At 59.2% G+C, this 21,984-nt stretch carries 18 protein-coding genes; 11 read left to right on the top strand and 7 right to left on the bottom strand.

Annotated elements, in window-relative coordinates; genetic code table 11:
- Positions 1 to 137 precede the first annotated feature (137 nt).
- From HMPREF2896_RS08625 to HMPREF2896_RS08615, 3 genes are all read left to right on the top strand, one after another.
- Positions 138 to 1,163 carry a PTS sugar transporter subunit IIC gene (locus tag HMPREF2896_RS08625; RefSeq protein WP_371325889.1) on the top strand — a complete coding sequence of 342 codons (1,026 nt, stop codon included), beginning with the start codon at positions 138 to 140 and terminating at the stop codon, positions 1,161 to 1,163.
- A gap of 28 nt (positions 1,164 to 1,191) precedes the next feature.
- The gene (locus HMPREF2896_RS08620; protein ID WP_070446752.1) at positions 1,192 to 1,569 is read left to right on the top strand and encodes a hypothetical protein; all 378 of its coding nucleotides are present in this window, start codon (positions 1,192 to 1,194) and stop codon (positions 1,567 to 1,569) included.
- A 142-nt stretch (positions 1,570 to 1,711) separates the two neighbouring features.
- On the top strand, positions 1,712 to 2,422 hold the full coding sequence (locus HMPREF2896_RS08615) for a VIT1/CCC1 transporter family protein (protein ID WP_070719158.1): 711 nt from the start codon (positions 1,712 to 1,714) through the stop codon (positions 2,420 to 2,422).
- A 128-nt stretch (positions 2,423 to 2,550) separates the two neighbouring features.
- On the opposite strand, the gene HMPREF2896_RS08610 is transcribed toward HMPREF2896_RS08615, so the two are convergent.
- Complete coding sequence (locus HMPREF2896_RS08610; protein ID WP_070446750.1) at positions 2,551 to 3,084, bottom strand: alkylhydroperoxidase, AhpD family; 534 nt, start codon at positions 3,082 to 3,084, stop codon at positions 2,551 to 2,553.
- A gap of 44 nt (positions 3,085 to 3,128) precedes the next feature.
- Entirely contained in the window at positions 3,129 to 3,722 is a 594-nt protein-coding gene (locus HMPREF2896_RS08605; RefSeq protein WP_010190254.1) for a peroxiredoxin, read from the bottom strand.
- A 173-nt stretch (positions 3,723 to 3,895) separates the two neighbouring features.
- Between HMPREF2896_RS08605 and HMPREF2896_RS08600 the strand changes: the two genes are divergently transcribed.
- On the top strand, positions 3,896 to 4,855 hold the full coding sequence (locus tag HMPREF2896_RS08600) for a hydrogen peroxide-inducible genes activator (RefSeq protein WP_070644939.1): 960 nt from the start codon (positions 3,896 to 3,898) through the stop codon (positions 4,853 to 4,855).
- Between the two features lie 106 nt (positions 4,856 to 4,961).
- Here HMPREF2896_RS08600 and HMPREF2896_RS08595 read toward each other — a convergent pair whose 3' ends face one another.
- Positions 4,962 to 6,029, bottom strand: a complete 1,068-nt coding sequence (locus HMPREF2896_RS08595) for a hypothetical protein (protein WP_070719157.1) — start codon at positions 6,027 to 6,029, stop codon at positions 4,962 to 4,964.
- Positions 6,030 to 6,137: 108 nt separating this feature from the next.
- On the opposite strand from HMPREF2896_RS08595, the gene hrpA reads away from it, so the two are divergent.
- Positions 6,138 to 10,013 carry an ATP-dependent RNA helicase HrpA gene (gene hrpA, locus HMPREF2896_RS08590; protein ID WP_070719156.1) on the top strand — a complete coding sequence of 1,292 codons (3,876 nt, stop codon included), beginning with the start codon at positions 6,138 to 6,140 and terminating at the stop codon, positions 10,011 to 10,013.
- Here hrpA and nrdR read toward each other — a convergent pair.
- Positions 10,010 to 10,468 (bottom strand): transcriptional regulator NrdR, encoded by a 459-nt coding sequence (gene nrdR, locus HMPREF2896_RS08585; protein WP_010190258.1) that lies wholly within the window; start codon positions 10,466 to 10,468, stop codon positions 10,010 to 10,012. The genes hrpA and nrdR overlap by 4 nt on opposite strands.
- Before the next feature lie 750 nt (positions 10,469 to 11,218).
- On the opposite strand from nrdR, the gene lexA reads away from it, so the two are divergent.
- The gene (gene lexA / locus HMPREF2896_RS08580) at positions 11,219 to 11,941 is read left to right on the top strand and encodes a transcriptional repressor LexA (RefSeq protein WP_070644943.1); all 723 of its coding nucleotides are present in this window, start codon (positions 11,219 to 11,221) and stop codon (positions 11,939 to 11,941) included.
- Between the two features lie 367 nt (positions 11,942 to 12,308).
- Positions 12,309 to 13,091 (top strand): DeoR/GlpR family DNA-binding transcription regulator, encoded by a 783-nt coding sequence (locus tag HMPREF2896_RS08575; protein WP_070446745.1) that lies wholly within the window; start codon positions 12,309 to 12,311, stop codon positions 13,089 to 13,091.
- A gap of 82 nt (positions 13,092 to 13,173) precedes the next feature.
- On the opposite strand, the gene ptsP is transcribed toward HMPREF2896_RS08575, so the two are convergent.
- Positions 13,174 to 14,868, bottom strand: coding sequence for a phosphoenolpyruvate--protein phosphotransferase (gene ptsP, locus HMPREF2896_RS08570; protein ID WP_070719154.1), 1,695 nt, complete (start codon positions 14,866 to 14,868; stop codon positions 13,174 to 13,176).
- Between the two features lie 238 nt (positions 14,869 to 15,106).
- Here ptsP and HMPREF2896_RS08565 point away from each other — a divergent pair, with 238 nt between their 5' ends.
- From HMPREF2896_RS08565 to HMPREF2896_RS08550, 4 genes are all read left to right on the top strand, one after another.
- Entirely contained in the window at positions 15,107 to 16,078 is a 972-nt protein-coding gene (locus HMPREF2896_RS08565) for a 1-phosphofructokinase family hexose kinase (RefSeq protein ID WP_070719152.1), read from the top strand.
- A gap of 23 nt (positions 16,079 to 16,101) precedes the next feature.
- The gene (locus HMPREF2896_RS08560) at positions 16,102 to 18,186 is read left to right on the top strand and encodes a PTS fructose transporter subunit IIABC (protein ID WP_070719150.1); all 2,085 of its coding nucleotides are present in this window, start codon (positions 16,102 to 16,104) and stop codon (positions 18,184 to 18,186) included.
- Positions 18,187 to 18,244: 58 nt separating this feature from the next.
- Positions 18,245 to 18,514: an HPr family phosphocarrier protein gene (locus HMPREF2896_RS08555; protein WP_010190265.1), complete on the top strand. Its 270-nt coding sequence runs from the start codon at positions 18,245 to 18,247 to the stop codon at positions 18,512 to 18,514.
- Between the two features lie 193 nt (positions 18,515 to 18,707).
- The gene (locus HMPREF2896_RS08550) at positions 18,708 to 18,986 is read left to right on the top strand and encodes a hypothetical protein (protein ID WP_070719148.1); all 279 of its coding nucleotides are present in this window, start codon (positions 18,708 to 18,710) and stop codon (positions 18,984 to 18,986) included.
- Between the two features lie 98 nt (positions 18,987 to 19,084).
- Here HMPREF2896_RS08550 and HMPREF2896_RS08545 read toward each other — a convergent pair whose 3' ends face one another.
- Positions 19,085 to 20,365, bottom strand: a complete 1,281-nt coding sequence (locus tag HMPREF2896_RS08545; RefSeq protein WP_070711315.1) for a uracil-xanthine permease family protein — start codon at positions 20,363 to 20,365, stop codon at positions 19,085 to 19,087.
- A gap of 34 nt (positions 20,366 to 20,399) precedes the next feature.
- The gene (hflX, locus tag HMPREF2896_RS08540; protein WP_070446739.1) at positions 20,400 to 21,878 is read right to left on the bottom strand and encodes a GTPase HflX; all 1,479 of its coding nucleotides are present in this window, start codon (positions 21,876 to 21,878) and stop codon (positions 20,400 to 20,402) included.
- Positions 21,879 to 21,984 lie beyond the last annotated feature (106 nt).

Below are 21,984 nucleotides of genomic sequence, written 5' to 3'. Positions count from 1 at the left end.
ATTTTCTACACACCGCATATTATGCGTATGATTGGGGAATGAGTACGCCACAGCAGATAGACGAACGCAAGCTTTCCCCTATCCCTCACGCCAGCGCAGCGCCTGCGGCCGAGCGCCTCACCCCCGGCTCCTTCACCATGAAGGTCCTCAACGGCATCTCCATCGCCGTCGTTGTGTCGCTCGTCCCACAAGCACTGCTCGGTGAATTAGCCAAGGCGCTACTCCCCTTGTGGTCCGGCGCAGCCACCGTCATTGCACTGACGGGCTTAGCCGCAAGCCTCTTGCCGGTAATGATTGGTGTCCTCGTGGGCATCGAATTCAAGATGACCCCCATCCAGACTGCTGCGGTCGGCATTGCTTCCTTCTGCGGCTCAGGCGTGGCCACTGTTAATCCCGAAGGCGGTTTCTTCCTCAACGGCACCGGTCTTGTTATCAACTCAGGCCTTACCGCAGCCATAGCAGTGGGATTATTGCTCTTTATCGGCGACAGGCTGAAAAATTACTCTATTTTGTTGCTATCCACCATCGTGACGCTGGTGGCGGGCACCATCGGTTGGGCTGTCACCTTCCCCATCGTCAAGGTCTTCACTCTTTGGCTGGGCAACTTGGTCAATGGGGCAACTACTTTGCAGCCGGTTCTCATGGGTGTTGTCCTCGCCGTCCTTTTCGCCATCATGATTGTCTCTCCAGTCTCCACAGTCGGCATTGCCACTGCCATCTTCATTGACGGCATCGCCTCCGGTACCGCGAACCTGGGCGCCGTCGCCGCTGGGTTCACACTCCTCGTTGCCGGCTGGCGCGTCAACGGCTTCGCCACCTCTATCCTGCATGTTTTGGGTTCCCCGAAGGTGCAAATGGCCAACATGCTATCCAAGCCAGTCACCTTCCTGCCCGTGATATGCTCCGCTGCCGTGCTGGGCGGCGTCGGTGGCGCTTTAGGAATCTCCGGCACCCCTATCTCTGCTGGCTTTGGCATCTCCGGCCTCATGGGCCCACTGGCAGCCCTCAATTACGAAGGCTGGGGTTGGAGCGCCAGCAACGTGATGATTATTACCTTCGTTTATGTCATCCTTCCCCTCGCCCTTGCGCTGCTCTTTTGCTGGCTCTTTGAAAAGGTTCTGCACCTGACTAGGGCTGAGTACTTTTCTCTCGACTTTAAGTAGGTATCCGGGGAGTACAGTGGGGACCGCTATGAACGAACAGAACACCCCACCCACCGGCATCCGCCTCGCAGGCGTTCATTTTGAGACGCACGAAGACGCCGTCACCGTGCATTGGCTCCTTGGAGGAATGCCCCACCACCGTGACGCCGTGTTCACCCTGCACACCCTCGATCTAGAGCTCACCGCTCATTTCGAACAAGACCAGCTCACGTCGATGAAAATCTCTTCCTTCGGTGAGGACACCAGGGATGCCCACCGCCCGGTTGATTACCCCTACACGTACACCCCGGAAGAGTTGGCCGTTACCCTCCCCACCGCTCATTTCAATCTCTCGGAAGAAGTGTTCACCATGGCTCTTTCCGTGGACGGTGCGGCATGCGGTGAATGGACCGGCACTATAATCTAAGCCTTCACTCTCTGCATTCAGCTAAGCCTACACACGCTTTACAAGGCCCTGACCAGCGGCGATACTGAAATATAAGAAGTTCTCTAGACAACTGCGAAAGCACTAGAGAGCCACACATATTCTGGTATCCAAGGAGCTGGCAATGCCACAACATATCAACGAACCCCACGGAGCCTCACACAACGCTCGTCTGAACTCTCTTCGCGCAGGTGTACTTGGGGCTAACGACGGCATCGTCTCCGTCGCGGCACTTCTACTTGGCGTCGTTGGTTCTGGGGCGTCGGCAAGCGCCATCCTCACCGCCGGCCTAGCCGCAACGGTGTCGGGCGCTGCCTCCATGGCACTCGGAGAATATGTCTCTGTTTCGGCACAACGCGACTCCGAGCGCATGATGATAGACAAGGAGACCCGCGAGCTGGCAGATCTCCCCGAGCAAGAGCATGCCGAGCTCGTTTCTATGCTCGCCAGCTACGGCATGCATACCGAAACCGCGGATACTGCCGCCCGCGAGATCGCTGCCGAAGATAGACTTCTCGAGGCACACCTTCGACTGGAGATGGGCATTGATGGCGAAGACCTGACAAATCCTTGGCACGCCGCGTTGTGGTCGGCCGTATCCTTCCTTGCCGGCGCCGCACTCCCCCTGTTATCAATCTTCCTCGCACCCATGAGCATGGCTGCAGCAACAGTCGCCATTGTTACCCTGATCGCCCTGGCAATCACGGGCTACGTTTCGGCACGCCTCGCTGACACGGATGCCGCGCGCTCCGTCTTCCGCCTGGTTATCGGTGGTGCGCTCGGCTTAGCCATCACCTATGGCATCGGCGTAGCCTTCGGCGGGGTCATCGGCTAGCCCATGCTAGGACACTTTCCTCTGCCCCAGGTCCGGGCCCAAGCCGACAATGCACAAAGTCCCACTCACCGCAGTGCGAGCGGTGAGTGGGACTGCTTAACTGCGCTTGGGAAAGCGCACTGAGTCATTTACTCAGCGGAGCGTACGGCTTCGGCCTGGAGCGCTTGTGCAACGGCCTCAACCACACCAGCGACCTTGATGCCTTCCCAAATCTGCTCCTTGGTCACGCCTTCCTCGAGGAGAGTATTAGCGTGTGCGGACAGGCAGTGCTCGCAGCCGTTGATGGCGGAGACGACGGTGCTCCACAGCTCGAACGTAGCCTTGTCTACGCCAGGCTTAGCAATGATATTCATGCGCAGACCAAACTTGACCTGGGCAAAATCATCACCCAACCAGCTCTTCGCGCGGTAGGCCACGTTGTTCATAGCCATCACCGTGGCGGAGCCGAGAGCTGCGTCAATTGCCTCCTCGCTGAGGTGCTCGCGAGCTTCCTCAAGAATCTCCGACAGCACCAGGTCATTGCGGGTCGCAGCGGCGGCAGCAACCAAGCTGCCCCACAGCTGCTCCTCATTCAGCTCGGTGCTACGCGTAAGGGAACCAATGTTGAGCTTCTGATCCTTGGCATATGCCGGAAGCGCGGACTTCAGATTTTCGATGGACACTGATCTAACTCCTTTAAGGTTGGGCGGTTGTGCTTAGTGCTGGTTTATAGAGCGGACTTAACAACCTCGAGCTTGTCGATGTTCTTGGTCGGGTCATTAGCCTCCCAGTTGCAGGCACAGACCTCTTCAGACTGCAGGGCGTCCAGCACGCGCAGAACCTCATCTACGTTGCGGCCGACAGCATCCGGAGTCACGGACACGAACTGGATAACACCGTCCGGGTCGATGATGAAGGTAGCGCGGTCAGCAACACCGTCGGCGTTTTCCACACCGAGGGCACGGATCAGGTCGTGGCGAATATCAGAGAACATCGGGAACGGAACTTCCTTCAGCTCCGGGTGGGTTGCACGCCAGTTGAAGTGCGCGAACTCGTTATCGGTGGAGCCGCCAAGAACCTGGGTATCGCGGTCCAGGAATTCCTCGTTCAGCTTGCCAAAGGCCGCAATTTCAGTCGGGCAGACGAAGGTGAAGTCCTTCGGGTAGAAGAACACGACCTTCCACATTCCCTGGTACTTGTCCAGAGATACCTGCTCGAAGTAGTCCTCCGGCTGGTTAGCGTTGACGTCGTGGAGGTCGCCACCCTTCAGCGCGGTCAGCTCGAACTCCGGGAACTTCTCACCAACGGTCAAGATAGGCATAGAAGACTCATCTCCTTCAATAGTCACAACAATGCACAAAAGTGATGCAAATCTCTACGACCGCACACCACTTTGCCTTTTGGCTGGTACGCAGTCGCTCGCTTGTTAAGTATGCCACGGAAGGCTTGGCACGTCAATAGGCTCCACGAATTAGAGATGTTAGAGTTATAGGCATGAACAATAAGGAGTATCGCCCAACCCTCGCCCAGTTGCGCACCTTCGTCACGATTGCGGAAAACAAGCACTTTGGAACCGCAGCCGCCAAACTCGATATCTCCCAACCTTCGCTCTCCCAGGCCCTCGTCGCACTCGAGCAAGGTTTGGGAGTACAGCTGATCGAACGCTCGACCCGCAAGGTCATCGTGACGTCCACAGGTGAAGCGCTACTGCCTTATGCCAAGGCAGCACTCGAAGCTTCCGATGCTTTCCTCAGCCAAGCGCGCGGCGCTAGCGGCACGCTTACCGGCCCCCTCACTATCGGCATCATCCCCACCATCGCGCCCTATATTTTGCCGGGGATACTGCAGTCCATCAGCGAGACCTATCCCGATTTAGAACCCCGCTTCGTCGAGGAACAGACCCAGCACCTGCTGGACAAGCTGCGCGAGGGCAACCTGGACCTGGCCATTGTTGCTCTGCCCACCGAAGCCCCCGGAATGGTGGAGATTCCTCTCTACAGCGAGGCCTTCACCGCAGTCACCCCGGCAGAGCACCCACTTGCGGGTCGAAAGGATCTCACGCTCGAGGATCTAGGGCACCTTGATCTGCTCCTGCTTGACGACGGCCACTGTCTCCGCGACCAAGTCCTCGACCTGTGCCGCCGCGCGAAGGTCAATCCCTCCGAAGCCACCAATGCCGTCACTCGAGCCTCGTCGCTGACTACTATCTTGCAGCTGGTCATGGGAAACCTCGGCGCCACTCTCGTCCCCGAGTCCGCCCTGGCAACGGAATGCCAGAATCCGCGGCTCTCCGTCGCACACTTTGCCCCTTCTGTCACGGCGGAGCGGCACGTGGGGCTTGTCTTCCGCTCTTCCGCTGCCCGTGCCGATGAGTTCAGCGCTTTCGGGACCTTGGTCACCGCTGCCTTCCACGACGCCGCGGAGCGTTCCCGGACACTTTTCACGGCCTCCTAACTGTTCCCCAGCTCCAGCATCAGAGCTAAAGAAGACGACAACGCCGCCCCTAACTCACCTCATGAAGTCAGGGGCGGCGTTGCGTATCGATTCGACAGCTTAAGCCTTAGGCTGCAGGAGCATAGCGACCCTGGCACTGGCGGCACAGGTGTGCGGTTGCCAGCTGCAGTGCCGGCGCGATGATGATCAGTGCCAAGCCCAGGGTGATGAGGGAGGCGAAAGCCATCAGACCGGACAGGACAATGAACAGCAAGATGTGACCGTAGTTTTCCTTGCCCAGCTTCAGGCCCTGGGAGAAAGCCTCGCCAACGGAGGAGCTATCGGCTGCCAACCACGGCATGAGAGTGAAGAAGGGCTGAATGAACAGCGCAATCAGCATGACGATGATGACTCCGCCGAAGATAGAGCCAACGAGTGCAAAAATATCATTTTCACTGAGCTGCTCTGGGTTCTGGAGGTCCACACCTGCCACACCACCGAGGCCCACCATAAGCAGGCCGACGATGACGATCACCAAGACAATCGCACCAAGAATGCCCAAGACGATGTTCACCACGAGCGGCGGTACCCATCGAACACCCTGGAACAGGGTGCCCCATGTGGGGCTCGGCTTGTCGATTTCACGGTAGGCCAAACGATAAACAACCAGAGCAATGACAAAGGACAGGATGGACACCGCGAAGGAGAAGAGGTCCACCATGACGGAGGTCTCCGCCCCATCGGCGTTCTGCGCACCAACGCTGATTCCAATTTGTGGAACAAACTGAATAGCAAACACGACGACGGCGCCCAGCACCCACAAAAGTGCGTTACTGAGCGCGGCTTTGAATCCCCATTTGATCGCTTCGATAGCGCTGACCGGACCGGTGTAGGCCGGGCCGGCGCCTGGGCCTGGGCCTTCGTAGCTGGAGTCGCTTCCATAGCCCGCACCAGCGTAGCCTGGCTGGCCAGCCTCGTACCCACCATAGGACTGGGAGCCGTAGGCGCCGCCGCCATAATTGCCGTAGCTGCTGGACTGGCCGAAGCCAGCCTGATCTTCTGGGTGAGAAGTAGGCTCGTATTTGGGAAGTCCGCCGTTGTTTCCGGAGGAGTCGCCGAAGTTATGAGCCGGGTTGCTGCCAAAGCCCCGGTTGGAGCCGTTATCCTCCGGATTCGATTCAAAAGGATTAGTCATAATTCATACCCTTCATTGATTAGTGTTCACGCAATAAACACGAGGGTACCAATATCTCCACCTCGACCTGTGAGCGAATAGCCTTCCGAGTAGACTTTTAGGTCGATTATGACTGCTACTCGCGAAGACCTTTACGGCGCTCTCACTTCGGTTTCCTTGAGTGATGAGCGCGCTTTCCGCCGTCGCCTGCGCAAGGCCCGCTCCCCCAAGGCCCTGGATGCCATTGGAGCTGATATCGCAGCCGCCCAAGACAAGGTGCGCACCATAGATGCGCATGTACCACCCATTACCTACCCCGAACAGCTTCCCGTCACTGGGCGCCGCGATGATATAGCTGAAGCTATCGAGAATCATCAGGTAGTCATCATCGCCGGTGAGACTGGTTCGGGAAAGACCACCCAGATTCCCAAAATCTGTTTGGAGCTCGGCCGCGGGCGTCGAGGGCTCATTGGGCATACTCAGCCACGACGTTTGGCAGCGCGCACGGTTGCTGAGCGCATTGCAGAAGAGCTTGACCAATCCATCGGGGACTCAGTCGGCTATGCCATCCGCTTCGATGACCGAGTCTCCTCCACCACCGCTGTAAAACTCATGACGGACGGCATCTTGCTGGCAGAAATGCAGCGTGACCGCTTCCTCAACGCCTATGACACGATCATCATCGATGAGGCGCACGAGCGTTCGCTCAACATTGACTTCCTTCTCGGGTACCTCAAAAGGCTGCTGCCCAAGCGCCCCAACCTAAAGGTGATCATCACCTCCGCCACCATTGATCCGGAACGCTTCGCCAAGCACTTCGCTGACGCTCACGGTGAACCAGCGCCGATCATCGAGGTATCGGGGCGTACCTACCCCGTGGAGATCCGCTACCGCCCGCTCGAGGTCGAATCAGGTGGCAAGACCATCGACCTCGATCCCTTGGACGCCCTCTGCGAAGCCATCGAAGAACTCATGGCCGAAGGCGAAGGAGACATTCTGTGCTTCTTCCCGGGCGAGCGCGATATCCGCGACGCCATGGAAGCCATCGAAGGGCGCCATTGGCGCAACGTGGAGGTCACTCCGCTCTTCGGACGACTGTCCAACCAGGAACAACATCGCGTCTTCCGCTCGCACCGCGGCCGCCGAATCGTGCTCTCTACCAACATCGCTGAGACCTCATTGACGGTGCCTGGCATTCGCTATGTCGTCGACACGGGCACCGCGCGCATCTCGCGCTATTCCACTCGCACCAAGGTGCAAAGACTGCCCATTGAGCCGATCTCCCAAGCAAGCGCTAACCAGCGCTCAGGCCGATGTGGTCGCGTTGCCGATGGCATTGCCATCCGCCTCTACAGTGAACAGGACTTCCTCTCCCGGCCAGAATTCACCGACCCCGAAATCCTGCGCACCAACCTGGCCAGCGTCATCCTGCAAATGATCTCGTTGCGCCTCGGTGATATCGCCGACTTCCCCTTCGTTCAATCCCCCGAACCGAAGGCCGTGCGCGATGGTCTGCTCCTCCTCCACGAACTGGGCGCACTCGAGGGCAAAGAAAAAGATGGGCTGCCGGTACTAACCCGAATTGGACGCAATCTTGCCCGCATTCCCGTGGATCCGCGCATGGCCCGCATGCTCGTTGAAGCCAACACCTCCGGATGCCTCCACGACGTCATGGTCATTGTCGCCGCGATGACAATCCAGGATGTGCGCGAGCGGCCTACCGACAAGCAAGCGCAGGCTGACCAAGCCCATGCTCGTTTTAAAGACAAGTCTTCAGACTTTATGGCAATGCTCAACCTGTGGGACTTTGTCCAAGAAGCGCGCGAGGAGATGAGCGGCAATGCTTTCCGCAAACGGATGAAGGCCGATTTCCTGCACTATATGCGCATCCGCGAGTGGTTCGACCTGGTGCGGCAGCTGCGGGACGTCACCAAGCAGCTCGGATGGAACGCTCAAGAGGGCACCGAACGGCGCCCCGATGACATCCACATGTCGTTGCTCTCTGGCCTGCTGTCCAACATCGGCGCACGTGACGGTAACTCCAAGGAGTTCATTGGCGCACGCAATACCCGCTTCCTTGTTTTCCCGGGATCAGCGCTCGCAAAGAAGCCACCGGAGTTCCTCATGGCAGCCGAGCTGGTGGAAACCTCGCGACTGTGGGCACGCGATGTTGCCGCCATCGACCCGGCCTGGGTGGAAAAACTGGCGAAGGATCTGTTGAAACACAACTATTCCGATCCAACATGGTCACGGAAGCGTGGCTCAGCGGTCGTTACCCAACGCTCGACGTTGTACGGCGTCACCGTGGTCGCAGACCGGTCGGTGCCCTACCACCGCGTCGATCCTGCGGCGGCACGCGATATGTTCATTCGCAATGCGCTTGTCGACGGCGAATGGACCACCCACCATCACTTCTTCCACGACAACAAGCGCAAGCTTGCCGAGGCCTCCGAGTATGAGGAGAAGGCCCGTCGGCGCGGCCTCGTGGTGGATGAAGACACGCTCTTCGACTTCTATGACCAGAGAATCCCCGAGTCTGTCACCACTGCCCGTCACTTCGATTCTTGGTGGAAGAAACAGAAGAACAAGCATTCTTTGGACTTCGACCCGGAAGCACTCCTCGAAGAGGACCACACTGTTACTGAAGAGGCTTTCCCCGACCGATGGCTGAAGGGAAGCATCGACTACGACCTCTCTTATAAATTTGAACCCGGTGACCCCCTCGATGGTGTCACGCTCATGGTCCCTGTCCCCCTCCTTGCGGGATTGGACTCCGAGGGCTTCGACTGGCTCGTACCCGGCCTGCGGCTAGAGCTGGTAACGGAGCTGATTCGCTCACTCCCGAAGGCTCTTCGGCGCACTGTGGTTCCAGCACCCGAATTCGCTGAACGAGCGCTGCCCAAGCTTGTGCCCTATGAAGGCGCACTCACTGAGCAACTCGCTGCTGTTCTGCAAGAAATGGGCGGCCAAGGCATCAACGCAGGGGATTTCCGCCCCGACCAGCTCCCTCCGCACCTGCGCATGAACTACGCGGCAGTGGACAAACGAGGAAAGGTCATCGATTCCGATCGAGACTTGAAGGCGCTCGTGCAACGCCAAGCCGGGCATATCTCGTCCTCCGTCTCGCGTGTTGGCCGGGCAGCTGAATCCACCGCCGTCAAGGAATGGTCAAAGGACACTCTGGGCGCTATCGATGAAGAGGTAACCACTGTCGTTGATGGGCACGAGGTCACCGCCTATCCAGCACTCGTAGCAACGAAGGAAGGCGTCGCTCTCAAGGTGCACCCGACAAAAGCGGCTGCCGACGCCTCCATGATCACCGCCACCCTCACCTTGTTGCTTCGGGAAATCTCCGTGAGTGCACAACAGATGGTCAAGGGCTTACCGCTACAGCAGCGGGTAGCTGTCGACTCCTACCCACACGGCGGAGCCGAAGGGTTGGTCAACGATGCACGAGTAGCCGCAGTGCGCGACATCATGATGGACAAGGGAGGGCCCGTAAGAACTCCTGAGGAATTTACCGCCTTGCTGAACGCCGTAAAGCCTGAGGTCCCGGGGCGTGTGCGTCAGGCGGTGGTGGCCATTGCCCCAGGGTTGGCAGAGTACTCCAACCTCAACGCAGAGCTGAAGCACTGGGAGGGGCCGGCAATCGATGATATTCGCGCTCAGCTCGACTTCCTATTGCCACCGCACGCCATCACCGTGCATGGAATCCAGCACTTGCGCCACCTACCGCGCTATATCCAGGCTGCACGTATCAGGCTTGATGATATGAACCTGGATCCAGATCGCGACGCTGACCGCCAGGCAGATGTCGACGAGGCCAAGGCCTACCTGAATAATCGTTTGCGCTCCTTGCCTGCAGGCCGCGAGAAGACGCGTGAAGTTAAGGAGATCTTGTGGATGATCGAGGAGTTGCGCGTATCGCTCTTCGCGCAACGCCTAGGAACCGCTCATGCGGTGTCTGTTCGGAGAATCCAAAAGGCCGCGGATAAATTGCGCTAGAAGCTATCGCGGTCACGCCGACGCATCAGGCGGATTTCCGATTCGAAGTCGTCTGCGCTTTCGAAAGACTTGTATACGGAGGCGAAGCGCAGGTAGGCGACCTCATCGAGATCGCGGAGAGGCTCCAAGATGGCAAGGCCGATGTCGTTGGCATTGACTTGGGAGGACCCATGACTGCGCACGGTCTCCTCGACTTCTTGTGCAAGCTTCTTCAGAGCATCATCACTTACATCACGCCCTTGGCACGCGCGTTTGACGCCGCGAATCAGCTTGTCGCGGCTGAAGGGCTCCGCCAAGCCATTGCGCTTGACTACCGACAGGACCGCCTTCTCGATCGTGGTAAAACGGCCTTTACATGCGGCGCATTCGCGACGCCGCCGGATTGAGGTTCCACTATCAATCACGCGCGAATCGATGACTCGTGACTGTTCATTGTGACAGAACGGGCAATACATAGTGCCGTAACCTTCCTCTCCGCCGATGCGCCTTGCTTCCCCGGCCCAAGGAATTCTAGCGCGAAGCTGCCTCCGCGGTAGCTGAAGCACCATTGTTACTAGGAACCTCACTATCGATGCTGAGGCCACCCCACACTGTTCCAATAAAGACTGCAGCGCCAAAGACCGCGCCCAAAACATAGTTACCTACGTTCGACCCTCCACGCCGGCTCCGCGACACACTCCGCGGGGAAGAAACACAGGATGGTGCCGAGCTGATCGTGCGCCCCTGTGTTCTACCCTCCGAAGAGAGCGTTCGAACAACAGACGAGCCACGAGAAGAAGTAGGTGATAATTCATGGGTTCGCACCTGGCGCTGCACAGGATCCCAAATTGCCGCCGGAGGGACCAGCACTGCCGTATTGCGAGGCTTCCGACGAACATCCCTACGCAGTACAGAGGCATTATTGAGAGCGATAGCCATGACGGCTCCTTTCTAGTTCTTCCTTCTCCATCGACGCAATATCCGAAGTATAAGAATCCAGGTAGACACTTTCGAACATCACCATCGACCAACCGTTCGATTTAGCGTGTATGTTCGATTTATAGCACCGTCTCGAAAATTTGTCCACAATTCGGCGACGCCAGTCGAACATTTTTTCCTGTCGTGCTAAAAAGGAAAGCGGAAGCACCACCGGCAGTCCCATACATGCCTGGCACGCCAAAGCCTCAACCACGAATGTGCACATCGCAATAGTTTTAGGAGAAAGAATGGCCCGCAAATCCAAGCGAAGCGACCACCCTTCCCTCGACACCCTGTCCGCCCGCCAGCGCCGCATCCTGGAGGTTATCCATGATGCCGTAATGCTCCGCGGATACCCGCCAAGCATTCGTGAGATCGGTGATGCCACCGGCCTACAGTCCACATCATCCGTGGCCTACCAGCTGAAGCAGCTTGAGGAGAAGGGCTTCCTGCGCCGCGATCCAAACAAGCCGCGCGCCGTTGATGTCCGCCACTTCCCCGGTGCCGAAGACTCGAAGAAGCCCGGCCGCAAGACAAGCCAGGCAAACAAGTCTCCGGATCTTTCCACCCCCGATATCCCTGAGGACGCAGCGACGCCGAACTATATCCCTGTTGTCGGCCGCATTGCCGCAGGTTCCCCAATTACCGCCGAAGAAAACGTTGACGCTTATTTCCCCATGCCGGGCGAAATCCTTGGCAGCGGCGAACTTTACATGCTGCAGGTCGTGGGCGATTCTATGCAGGACGCCGGAATCCTCAACGGCGATTGGGTGATTATTCGCTCACAATCCGTCGCAGAGGAAGGCGAGTTCGTCGCCGCTCTCCTGGACGGCGAAGAAGCTACCGTAAAGGAATTTCACCGCGACTCTTCCGGCGTCTGGCTTCTCCCCCATAATGATGCCTACTCCCCCATCAAGGGCGACGAAGCTGAGATCATGGGCAAGGTAGTGTCAGTTTTCCGCAAGCTCTAGGAATCATCACTTCGCAGCCACCCCCAGGGCCCTACCCACCCCGCAGTGCCAGTCCACTCGGTGCGGGCGTAAAGGGCCGGGGGATTGTTTCTTTCTACCCCCTTGTGTGTGTACATGCCCGATTCCTACCGCTTTAGCGTCCGACATCACACATTTGCATATGTGCAGGTTATAACTGAATTTTTGCACTAAGACGGCAATCGCAATGTGAGTTTTTCTTTGTTTCGTTCCGTTTTCTTCACATTCAGTGGGACAATAGAAGCATCGCCGCAACATTCGTTGCTCTTTTCGTTCACACGCCCCAGCCCCGTTTCCTTTCCGCGGCGGGCGCAGTGACCACCACAGGCAGACTTCACCGGGAGGAACTATGTACGCAGAAGAGCGTCGCCGACAAATTGCCTCATTGACCGCCGTCGAAGGCCGTGTCAATGTCACCGAACTTTCTGAACGCTTCGATGTTACCGCTGAGACGATTCGCCGCGATCTCGCGGTTTTGGACCGGGAAGGAGTCGTGCACCGAGTCCATGGTGGTGCGGTTGCCTCCCAATCCTTCCAAACCGCGGAGTTAACCCTTGATACCCGTCAACGCTCGGCCACGGGCGCCAAGATGGCCATTGCGCGCGCTGCGCTGGAACAGCTCCCCGATGGCGGCAGCATCTTCCTCGACGCCGGCACCACGACGAATGCGCTTGCCGATCTCATTGGCCAGCGCTATTCGGCAGGTCAGTTCAGCATCGTCTCCAACAGCCTGCCGATCGCCCTTTCGCTAGCCAGCAACGGGGTATCCGAAGTCCAGCTCCTTGGTGGTACAGTACGGGCAATTACCCAGGCCGTGGTTGGTGATACCGCCCTTCGCACCATGGCGCTCATGCGTGCCGACGTGGCTTTTGTCGGCACCAACGCACTGACCATTGATCACGGTCTCTCAACGGCAGACTCGCAAGAGGCTGCGATCAAGTCCGCTTTCGTCACCAATGCGCACCGCGTCGTCGTACTGTGCGATTCTTCAAAGCTGGGCAATGACTACCTCGTGAGCTTTGCGTCCCTCGATGAAATTGATGTCGTTATCACCGATGCCGGCGCGCCCGCTTCCTACGTTGAAGCGCTGCGTGAGCACGGCATTGAGGTGATCATTGCTGCAGAGAAGTAGGCGCTTTAGCCCCTAGATCGTTTCAGGAGGTGTGCACCCCTTCATGGTGAGGGGCACACACCTCCTGCGCATTCACAATAATCTAGGACGCTTGGAATTGCTCCAATAGGTCAATCACCGCGGCGCGGGCATCAGCTGGGCCCTCAGCGTTTACTGCTGCGTCCGACATCTTCTGGCATTGCTCAAGAGTGACCTCAGCAAGCTGTGCGCCAACACCTGCGACCGCAGTCGACGCCGCAGACAGTGAAGTCACACCAAGGCCAGTTAGCACGCAGGCGAGCATGGGATCTGCTGCTGCTTCGCCGCAGACGCCCACCGGAACATTATTATCGCGCCCGACCACGCAGGTGTGCTGGATCAAACGCAACACGGCCGGTTGCCACGGATCAGTCAAGTAGGCCAGCTGGGGCGATAGGCGGTCAGCGGCCATAGTGTACTGCGTCAAGTCATTGGTACCGATGGACACGAAGTCGAGGTGCGGCAGGATAGTATCCGCCATCAGGGCTGCAGCCGGTACCTCAATCATCGCACCAGCCGTGAGCCCACGCTCGCGACAGAGTTCGGCGAACCACTTTGCCTCGACTGCCGTGGCCACCATCGGTGCCATAACCCACGTCGTGGCACTTTCGGCACGCTTTTCTGCGGCCTGCGCGATGGCATCGAGCTGACGGGTCAAAAGTGCCTCGTTATCGCGGGCGATGCGCAGGCCGCGGACGCCCAAGGCGGGGTTCTCCTCAGAGTCTAACGTGGCATAGGAGATCGGCTTATCAGAACCGGCATCGAGTGTTCGAACAACGACCTTGGAGTCCGGGAAAGCGTTGAAAACCTTGCCGTAGATGCGCGCTTGCTCCTCCACGGTGGGCTCTTCGCTCGCGGAGAGGAAGGACAGCTCTGTACGGTACAAACCGATACCTTCTGCCTGCGAATCAGAGGCGATGCGAGCTGCGTTGCCGTCGGCAACATTGGCGAGCAACTGCACGCGGTGTCCATCCTTGGTCTGGGCCGGACCCCGCCACTCGGCCACTCGTGCCGCCCTCTCGCGGTATTCCTCTACAACCTTGAGCGAGGCAGCGCGATCCGCACCAAGGGCCACTGTTCCCACGGAGCCATCGACGAAGATCTGGGTTCCCGCCTCAATCGTGCGCAGCTCAGCGCCGACCGCCACGATGCACGGAAGGTCGAGCTGACGAGCGATAATTGCCGTGTGGCTGGTGGGACCGCCCAGCTCGGTCACAAGCGCCTTGATATGGGTGGTGTCCAAGGTTGCGGTATCCGCCGGTGCAAGGTCATCCGCCAGCAGCACCGCCTCCCCTTCAACCATGGGCAGGCCCGGCTCTTGCTCACCACGCAGTTGTGCGATGACGCGGTCGCGCACGTCCTTGAGGTCAGTCGTGCGCTCGGCCATTACGCCGCCGGCGGCCTCAAACATGGTGACAAACCTGTCTGTGGCACCAACAACTGCATATTCGGCGTTCTTGCCGCTGCGAATGCCCTTGCGCACTGCCTTGTGCCAACCTCGGTCCTTGACCATTCCAGCAGTAGCGCCCAGAACTTCTGCTGCCTGACCTTCAGCACCAGCGGCACGCTGTTCTAGCCTGCTGGCAACGATGTCGGCGGCTTCGAGGAAGCGATCGTATTCAGCATCACGTTGCTCTTCCGCCACGGTTTCTCCAGCCGTGGGCAGTTCTGGGCGTGGGCGAACCCACACCGCCTCAGCGTATGCAACGCCGGCGACGACGCCGGTGCCTTTAATGGTGGATGGGGATGCGTTTTCCATGACACATTTCCTTACGGAGACGATGTTTTTCTCTATCCAGATCATCACAAGTCGGTCAAAAATGCAACGAAAACCACAGTGACGCCGTTGACATTCGGACACAAACGGGCAATAATCAACATTAAGCAACATTACTTTCACGCTGACCACGGGCAATCCGCACGGGAGTTCTTGTTTAAGCCGCCGAGGCGCGTTTGCCCCCAATATACGCACTCCGCGAAAGGGGACATTGTCCACAATGATCCTTACCTTGACCCCCAACCCAAGCATCGACGCCACCGTGCGCCTGAACGAGGAACTCGAGCCTGGTGCTGTACACCGCGCAGGGTCTGTCTCCAGCGTTGCCGGTGGTAAAGGCGTCAACGTTACGCACGCCGTAACGCTCGCTAACGTCGACAGTCTGGCCCTTCTACCGGCTGTGGCCTCAGACCCGTTCTTAGCCCTCGCCGCTGACGCGTCTATTCCCGTACACGCCGTGCCGACGCATGGCGCGGTGCGCACCAATACCACCCTGACCGAACCGGATGGCCGTACGACCAAACTCAACGGCCCCGGCCCCACGCTGGATGACTCAGTTCAGCAAGACGTGGCACAGGCCGTTGCTGAACACTGCGCTGACGCCGAGTGGATCGTCATGGCGGGCTCTCTTCCCCAAGGCGTTCCTACAGATTGGTACACGCAGCTCATCTGTGTCGCGCGCGAAGCCAATCCCGCCATCCGTGTAGCCGTCGACACCTCCGATGCCCCTATGGTGGCTCTCGGAGAAAACCTCGAAACCGCCAGCCCCGACCTCATCAAGCCGAATGGTCTTGAGCTTGGCCAGCTAGCCAACGTGGATGGTCAGGCCCTCGAAGCTGCCGCCGAGAACGGTGATTTTAGCGGTGTGGTCAAGGCCGCGAGGGTCGTCGTCAAGCGCGGCATCCCCGAGGTTCTCGTCACCCTCGGTGGCGCTGGCGCAGTGCTGGTCACTGCCGATGAAGCGTGGGCCGCTACTCCCCCGCCGATTACCCTGCGCTCTACCGTGGGTGCCGGTGATTCTTCGCTCTCCGGCTATATCCTCGCCCGCCGCTCGGGTGCCTCCTACTCGGACGCCCTGCGCCAAGCGGTGGCCTACGGCTCGGCTGCCGCATCACTCCCGGGAACCCAGATACCAACCCCTGAAGAACTAGATATCGAACACACGACGGTTCAGGCCGTCACCGACTTTTAGCAGTACTGAGGAGTACGTACCCGATGTCATCAGAACTCATCACCACCGATCTTGTGGCGCTCGACGCCGACTTTGGTGACAGCATCGAATCAGTCATTACCAACCTGGCCACGCTTGTCCACGACACCGACCGCGCCACCTCCGTGGAAGAACTGACTGGCCCCGCCATCGAGCGTGAAGCAAAGGCTGGCACCGGTGTCCCCGGTGGCGTTGCCATCCCACACTGCCGCTCCGCCGCTGTGTCGGAACCCACCTTGGTCTTCGCCCGCCTCTCGCGCGGCGTGGACTTCTCCGGCCCCGATGGCGACGCCCACCTGGTGTTCCTCATCGCCGCCCCGGAAGGTGGCGGTAAAGCACACCTGAAGATCCTTTCCAAGCTGGCTCGCGCGCTGGTGAAGAAGGACTTCTTGGAGGCTCTGCGCACCGCGCAGACCAAGGAGGAAATCGTCTCCCTGGTACTCGACGTGGTTAACGCCGAAAAACCGAAGAAGAAGGCTACGGCCAGCGAATCAGCACCTGCAGCTGCGACTGCAGCGCCTGCGGCGAGCAAGGCTGCGGATTCACAGAAGACCCGCATCGTGGCCGTGACCGCATGCCCGACCGGCATTGCCCACACATACATGGCAGCCGACGCCCTCACCCAAACCGCCGAGGAGCGCCACGATGTCGAGCTCACCGTAGAAACCCAGGGATCCTCCAATAACACCGCTGTTTCTACAGACACCATCGCGGCTGCCGACGCCGTCATCTTCGCTACCGATGTCGGTGTTCGCGACCGGGAGCGCTTCGCCGGAAAGCCCGTTATTGAATCGGGCGTCAAGCGCGCCATCAACGAGCCGGGCGTGATGCTCGATGAAGCTATCGCTGCGTCCAAGAACCCCAACGCACACAAGGTCGCAGGCACGGCAGGCGCAGCCTCCTCTAGTTCCGCAGAAGAAGGCGAAGGACTGGGCTGGGGCAAGCGCATTCAGCAGGCCATCATGACCGGTGTGTCCTACATGGTGCCCTTCGTCGCTGCCGGTGGCCTCCTCTTGGCCTTGGGCTTCCTCTTCGGTGGCTACGACATGGCCAACGGTTGGCAGGCCATTACCAGCGATTACTCGTTGACCAACCTGCCGGGCCATGACGTCATGGTTGATGGCGAAATGATGACCTTCAAGAAGGCAGGGTTCGCCCTGTACATCGGCGCCGTGCTCTTCGCCATCGGTCAAGCATCGATGGGATTCATCGTCGCGGCGCTCTCCGGCTACATTGCCTTCGCGCTGGCGGGCCGCCCGGGCATCGCGCCGGGCTTCGCCGGTGGTGCCATTGCGGTCACCCTCGGTGCGGGCTTCATCGGTGGTCTGGTCACCGGCCTTATCGCTGGCTTTGTTGCGATGTGGATTGGCAAGTGGAAGGTCCCGCGCTGGATCGGCTCCCTCATGCCTGTGGTCATCATCCCGCTGCTCGCCACGATGATTACCGGCCTGCTCATGTACCTGCTGCTCGGTGCACCGCTGGCCGCCATCATGGAAGGCCTGCAGAACTGGCTGTCCTCTATGTCCGGTTCCTCCGCGGTCCTTCTGGGCATCATCCTGGGACTTATGATGTGCTCCGACTTGGGTGGCCCGGTCAACAAGGCTGCTTACCTCTTCGCTACTGCTGGCCTGTCCACGGGTGATGAGGCTTCCATGAAGATCATGGCCGCCGTTATGGCCTCCGGCATGGTTCCGCCGATCGCACTGTCCATCGCTACCTTCGTACGCAAGAACCTGTTCACGCCTGCGGAGCAGGAAAACGGTAAGTCCGCCTGGCTGCTGGGGCTGTCCTTCGTCTCCGAGGGCGCTATCCCGTTCGCTGCTGCCGACCCGCTGCGTGTCATCCCGTCGATGATGCTCGGTGGCGCAGTAACAGGTGCTCTGTCGATGTCCCTGGACGTCATGTCTCGCGCCCCGCACGGCGGTATCTTTGTTATCTTCGCTATCGAACCTGCGTGGGCATACTTCGTGGCTATCCTTGCCGGCGTCATCGTGTCCGCCATTGCGGTCATCGCGATGAAGCAATTCTGGCCTAACAAGGCTGCGGAAGAGGCTGCTGCGAAGGCAGACAAGGCCAAGGCCGCCGCCTAGCGCTTAAGCCGCGTACACTTGTAAGCACGAAACTCCGTAATTCGAAAGGATTATTATCATGGCTTCTAAGACCGTCAAGGTTGGTTCCTCCGTCGGACTGCACGCACGTCCGGCCTCCATCATTGCCGATGCCGCCGCTGAGTTCGACGAGGACATCTTCCTGACCCTCGTCGGTGACGAGGACGAGGACGAGACCGATGCTGCTTCCTCCCTCATGATCATGGCTCTCGGCGCCGAGCAGGGCGACGAAGTCACCGTGACTTCTGAGAACGAGGCCGCTGTGGAGAAGATCGCCGGTCTCATCGAGCAGGACCTCGACGCTTCCTAAAGCACTTTCCGTCTATAGAACGGCAGAGCTCCCGCTTCCCTCTTGTACTGAGGGTGGCGGGAGCTTTTTGATTCGCCTCGTCTGCGCGGACTCTTTCTCTCGTCTTCTCCCCTCGACTGAAGTGACCTACTGTGTAGAGTCAAAGACATGACTGGCCAGCCAACAACGCCCCCCAGACGTCGGCTACGAGGTCATGGGAGCGTTGACCCGGTTCCGCGGCGACCTCGATACCGAAACCCTCTACCACGGAGTCGCCTCGCGCCTCTGGGCGGATCAATTAGCGGGAGATTATCCGATTGGAAAAGCAGACTTCGCCAACCCCGAAACCATTTCGTGGCCAACTCATACCGACGACGAGGTATACATACACACGGTGGAAGAGCTGCTGGACTACGCACAGGCTCATTCCGACAGTGATGATGTCTGGCTGAATGATGAGTTCGTGGGGAGAGCTCTAAAGGGACCGAAGTAAAAGCACCTTATGCAGACTTCTGCACACATTCACCTGGGGTTTTCTAAATCAAAGCCTCCAGATGGTGCCTTTACTCCGTTCAGGCGGCGAGGGTATGTCTAGTACTTCGCGCCGCGGCCCTCACCAATGGAGCCGTAGAGCTTCTTCATCACCGGGTAGAGCACGATGATGCCGACAGAGCCCCAGGCAATGCCCTCAAGCGTCACGCCAAAGACGTCGAGGGTGAGGTTGCCAATACCCGCGATGAGCGCCACCGCCGCAGCAGTGAGGTTCACCGGGTTATTGAAGTTGACCTTGTTGTCCATCCAGATGCGCACGCCGAGCATGCCGATGAGCCCGTAGAGGACAATGCAAGCGCCGCCCAGCACGCCGGTGGGGATGGTAAAGATGAGCGCGCCAAACTTCGGGATGAAGGCCAGAGCGATGGCTGTGATAGCAGCTACCCAGTAGGCGGCCGTGGAGTAGACGCGGGTCGCGGCCATCACGCCGATATTCTCCGCATAGGTTGTTGTGCCGGAGCCGCCGAACCCACCGGCTAGGGAGGTAGCCAGGCCATCAGCGATGAGAGCGTCACCGGCCAAATCATCGAGATCGCGTTTGGTCATCTCCGAGACCGCCTTGACGTGACCGACGTTCTCAGCAATCAGCACAACCAGCACCGGCAGGGCTGCCGCGATGGCGGAAACGTGGAACTCCGGCGCATGGAACTGCGGGAAGCCAATCCAGGCTGCTTCGCGGATGGACTCCACAGCGCCTTCGCCAAGGTTGCCTGTAGCGGCCGCGAAAGCCCAGCCGACGACGACGCCGATAAGAATCGACAGGCGCGACACCATGCCGCGACCGGCGACGGTGGCAAGGATGATGACCGCCAGCGTCACCGTGGCAACTAGAGGCTGGCTCGAATAATTGGTGGCAGCATTGGGCGCCAAGTTAAGGCCAATCAGTGCCACGATGGCGCCGGTCACAGCCGGCGGCATGACGGCGTCAAGGACCTTCCGGCCCGCCGCCTTCACCGCGAAACCAATCGCCACCAGGACCAGGCCAGTCACTAAGACGGAACCCGCCTGTGCGCCAATGCCGTACTGCTGGGAGGCGCTCAGCGGCGCAATGAACGCGAAAGAGGATCCCAGGTAGGAAGGCAGGCGGTTGCGGGTAATCAGGAGGAATAGGATTGTTCCCAGGCCTGAAAACAGCAACGTCGTATTGACCGGGAATCCGGTCAGGGTGGGCACCAGCAGTGTCGCGCCGAACATGGCCACGACGTGCTGCATGCCAATGCCGATAGTGCGGCCCCAGCTCAATCGTTCTTCGGGTGCGACGACCGCGCCCGGCTTAATCGTTTTTCCGTCCCCGTGGACGGCCCAGCCAAAATTACTCACGAACCATAATTATGGCTCACGGGAGCACTGAAACCTAAGCGTCCTCACCGGCCACGCGAAATTCCCTGAGTTCGGCGGCAATAGAGGCGGGCAGGCGAACGTCGACAAGCGTGCCCTGACCCGTGTACTCCTCACTGCGCACGGTGCCCTGGGTATGGATGCGATCGACCACGTCCCCGCGGGTAAACGGCACGAGCAGCTGCACGTGCTCGTCTTGGGAATTGAGGAACAGCTCCACACGCGCAGTGAGCTCATCGATGCCCTCCCCCGTCTTGGCGGAGACATAGACGACATTGTCGCGGTCGAGGGCGTGGCGCAGCTCCGCGAGTACCAGGGGGTCAGCCTGGTCAATCTTATTAATGACGATAATCTCCGGCGGGGCTTCCTCACCGGTGTCCTTCACAATGTCATAGATGACCTTGTTGACCGCTTCAATCTGCTTGAGCGGGAAAGGATCAGAGCCGTCCACCACATGAAGCATCAAGTCCGCTGCGAGGACTTCCTCCAAGGTGGATTTGAAGGCTTCCACCAGCTGCGTCGGCAGGTGGCGCACAAAGCCGACGGTATCGGTGAAGACGACCTGACGGCCATCGGCCAGCTCGGCGCGGCGCGTAGTGGGATCCAAGGTAGCGAACAGCGCGTCCTCCACCAGCACGCCAGCGCCCGTCATCGCGTTGATGAGCGAAGACTTGCCAGCGTTGGTGTAGCCAGCAATAGCGATCTGCGCAATCGTTGAGGATGCGCGGCGCGAGCGCTTGATCTCGCGTTCCGTCTTCATCCCTTTAAGTTCCTTGCGCAGCAGCGCCATCTGCGTGCGGATGCGGCGACGATCCGTCTCAATCTTGGTTTCACCGGGTCCGCGCAAGCCGACACCGCCGTTGGATCCGGCTCGGCCACCCGCCTGGCGCGAGAGGTTACCGCCCCAACCGCGTGTATGGGTGTAGAGGTACTCCAGCTGTGCGAGCGAGACTTGGACCTTACCTTCCTTGGACTTGGCGTGCTGCGCGAAGATGTCCAAGATGAGCATGGTGCGGTCGATAACCTTGGTGTTGAGCGCTCGTTCTAATGCCGTGAGCTGGCCCGGGGTAAGTTCGCCGTCGCATACCACGGTATCCGCGCCGGTGGCAGTCACGATATCCTTGAGCTCTTTCACCTTGCCGGAACCGATATAGGTTCCAGGATCCGGCTTGTCGCGCTTCTGATACAGGGCTTCGATGACCTCTGCACCCGCGGTCTCCGTCAACGCGACAAGCTCCGCCATCGTGGCCTCAACCTCGGCCACGGTGCCTTCGGTCCACACGCCCACCAAGATCACTTGCTCAAGGCGGAGCTTGCGGTACTCCACCTCGTAGATGTCGGTGCTGTCTTCTGAGCGGATTGTGGTCTTACGGTTCACTCGCCGGAAGGCATTGCGCTCCGCGAGGTCGAAATCACCGGTGGACGGCACCTGTGGCATGGGCGCGGGCTCACCAAAAGCCTGCGCGAGGAGATCATCATGGGTTTCTTGTGTCATATGTTTTCTATTCTTGCACGTCACGCCTCTTAACAGGGAATCTCCGTTGCACACGACCTTGTGCCGATCCCGGCGGCAAGGCTCACCGACAACATTTTTGAGTCAT

The sequence above is a fragment of the Corynebacterium sp. HMSC069E04 genome, from assembly GCF_001813175.1.
Classification (GTDB): Bacteria; Actinomycetota; Actinomycetes; order Mycobacteriales; family Mycobacteriaceae; genus Corynebacterium; species Corynebacterium aurimucosum.
Note: the sequence above shows the minus strand (reverse complement) of the source record. Positions and strands in the feature narration are given on the sequence as shown.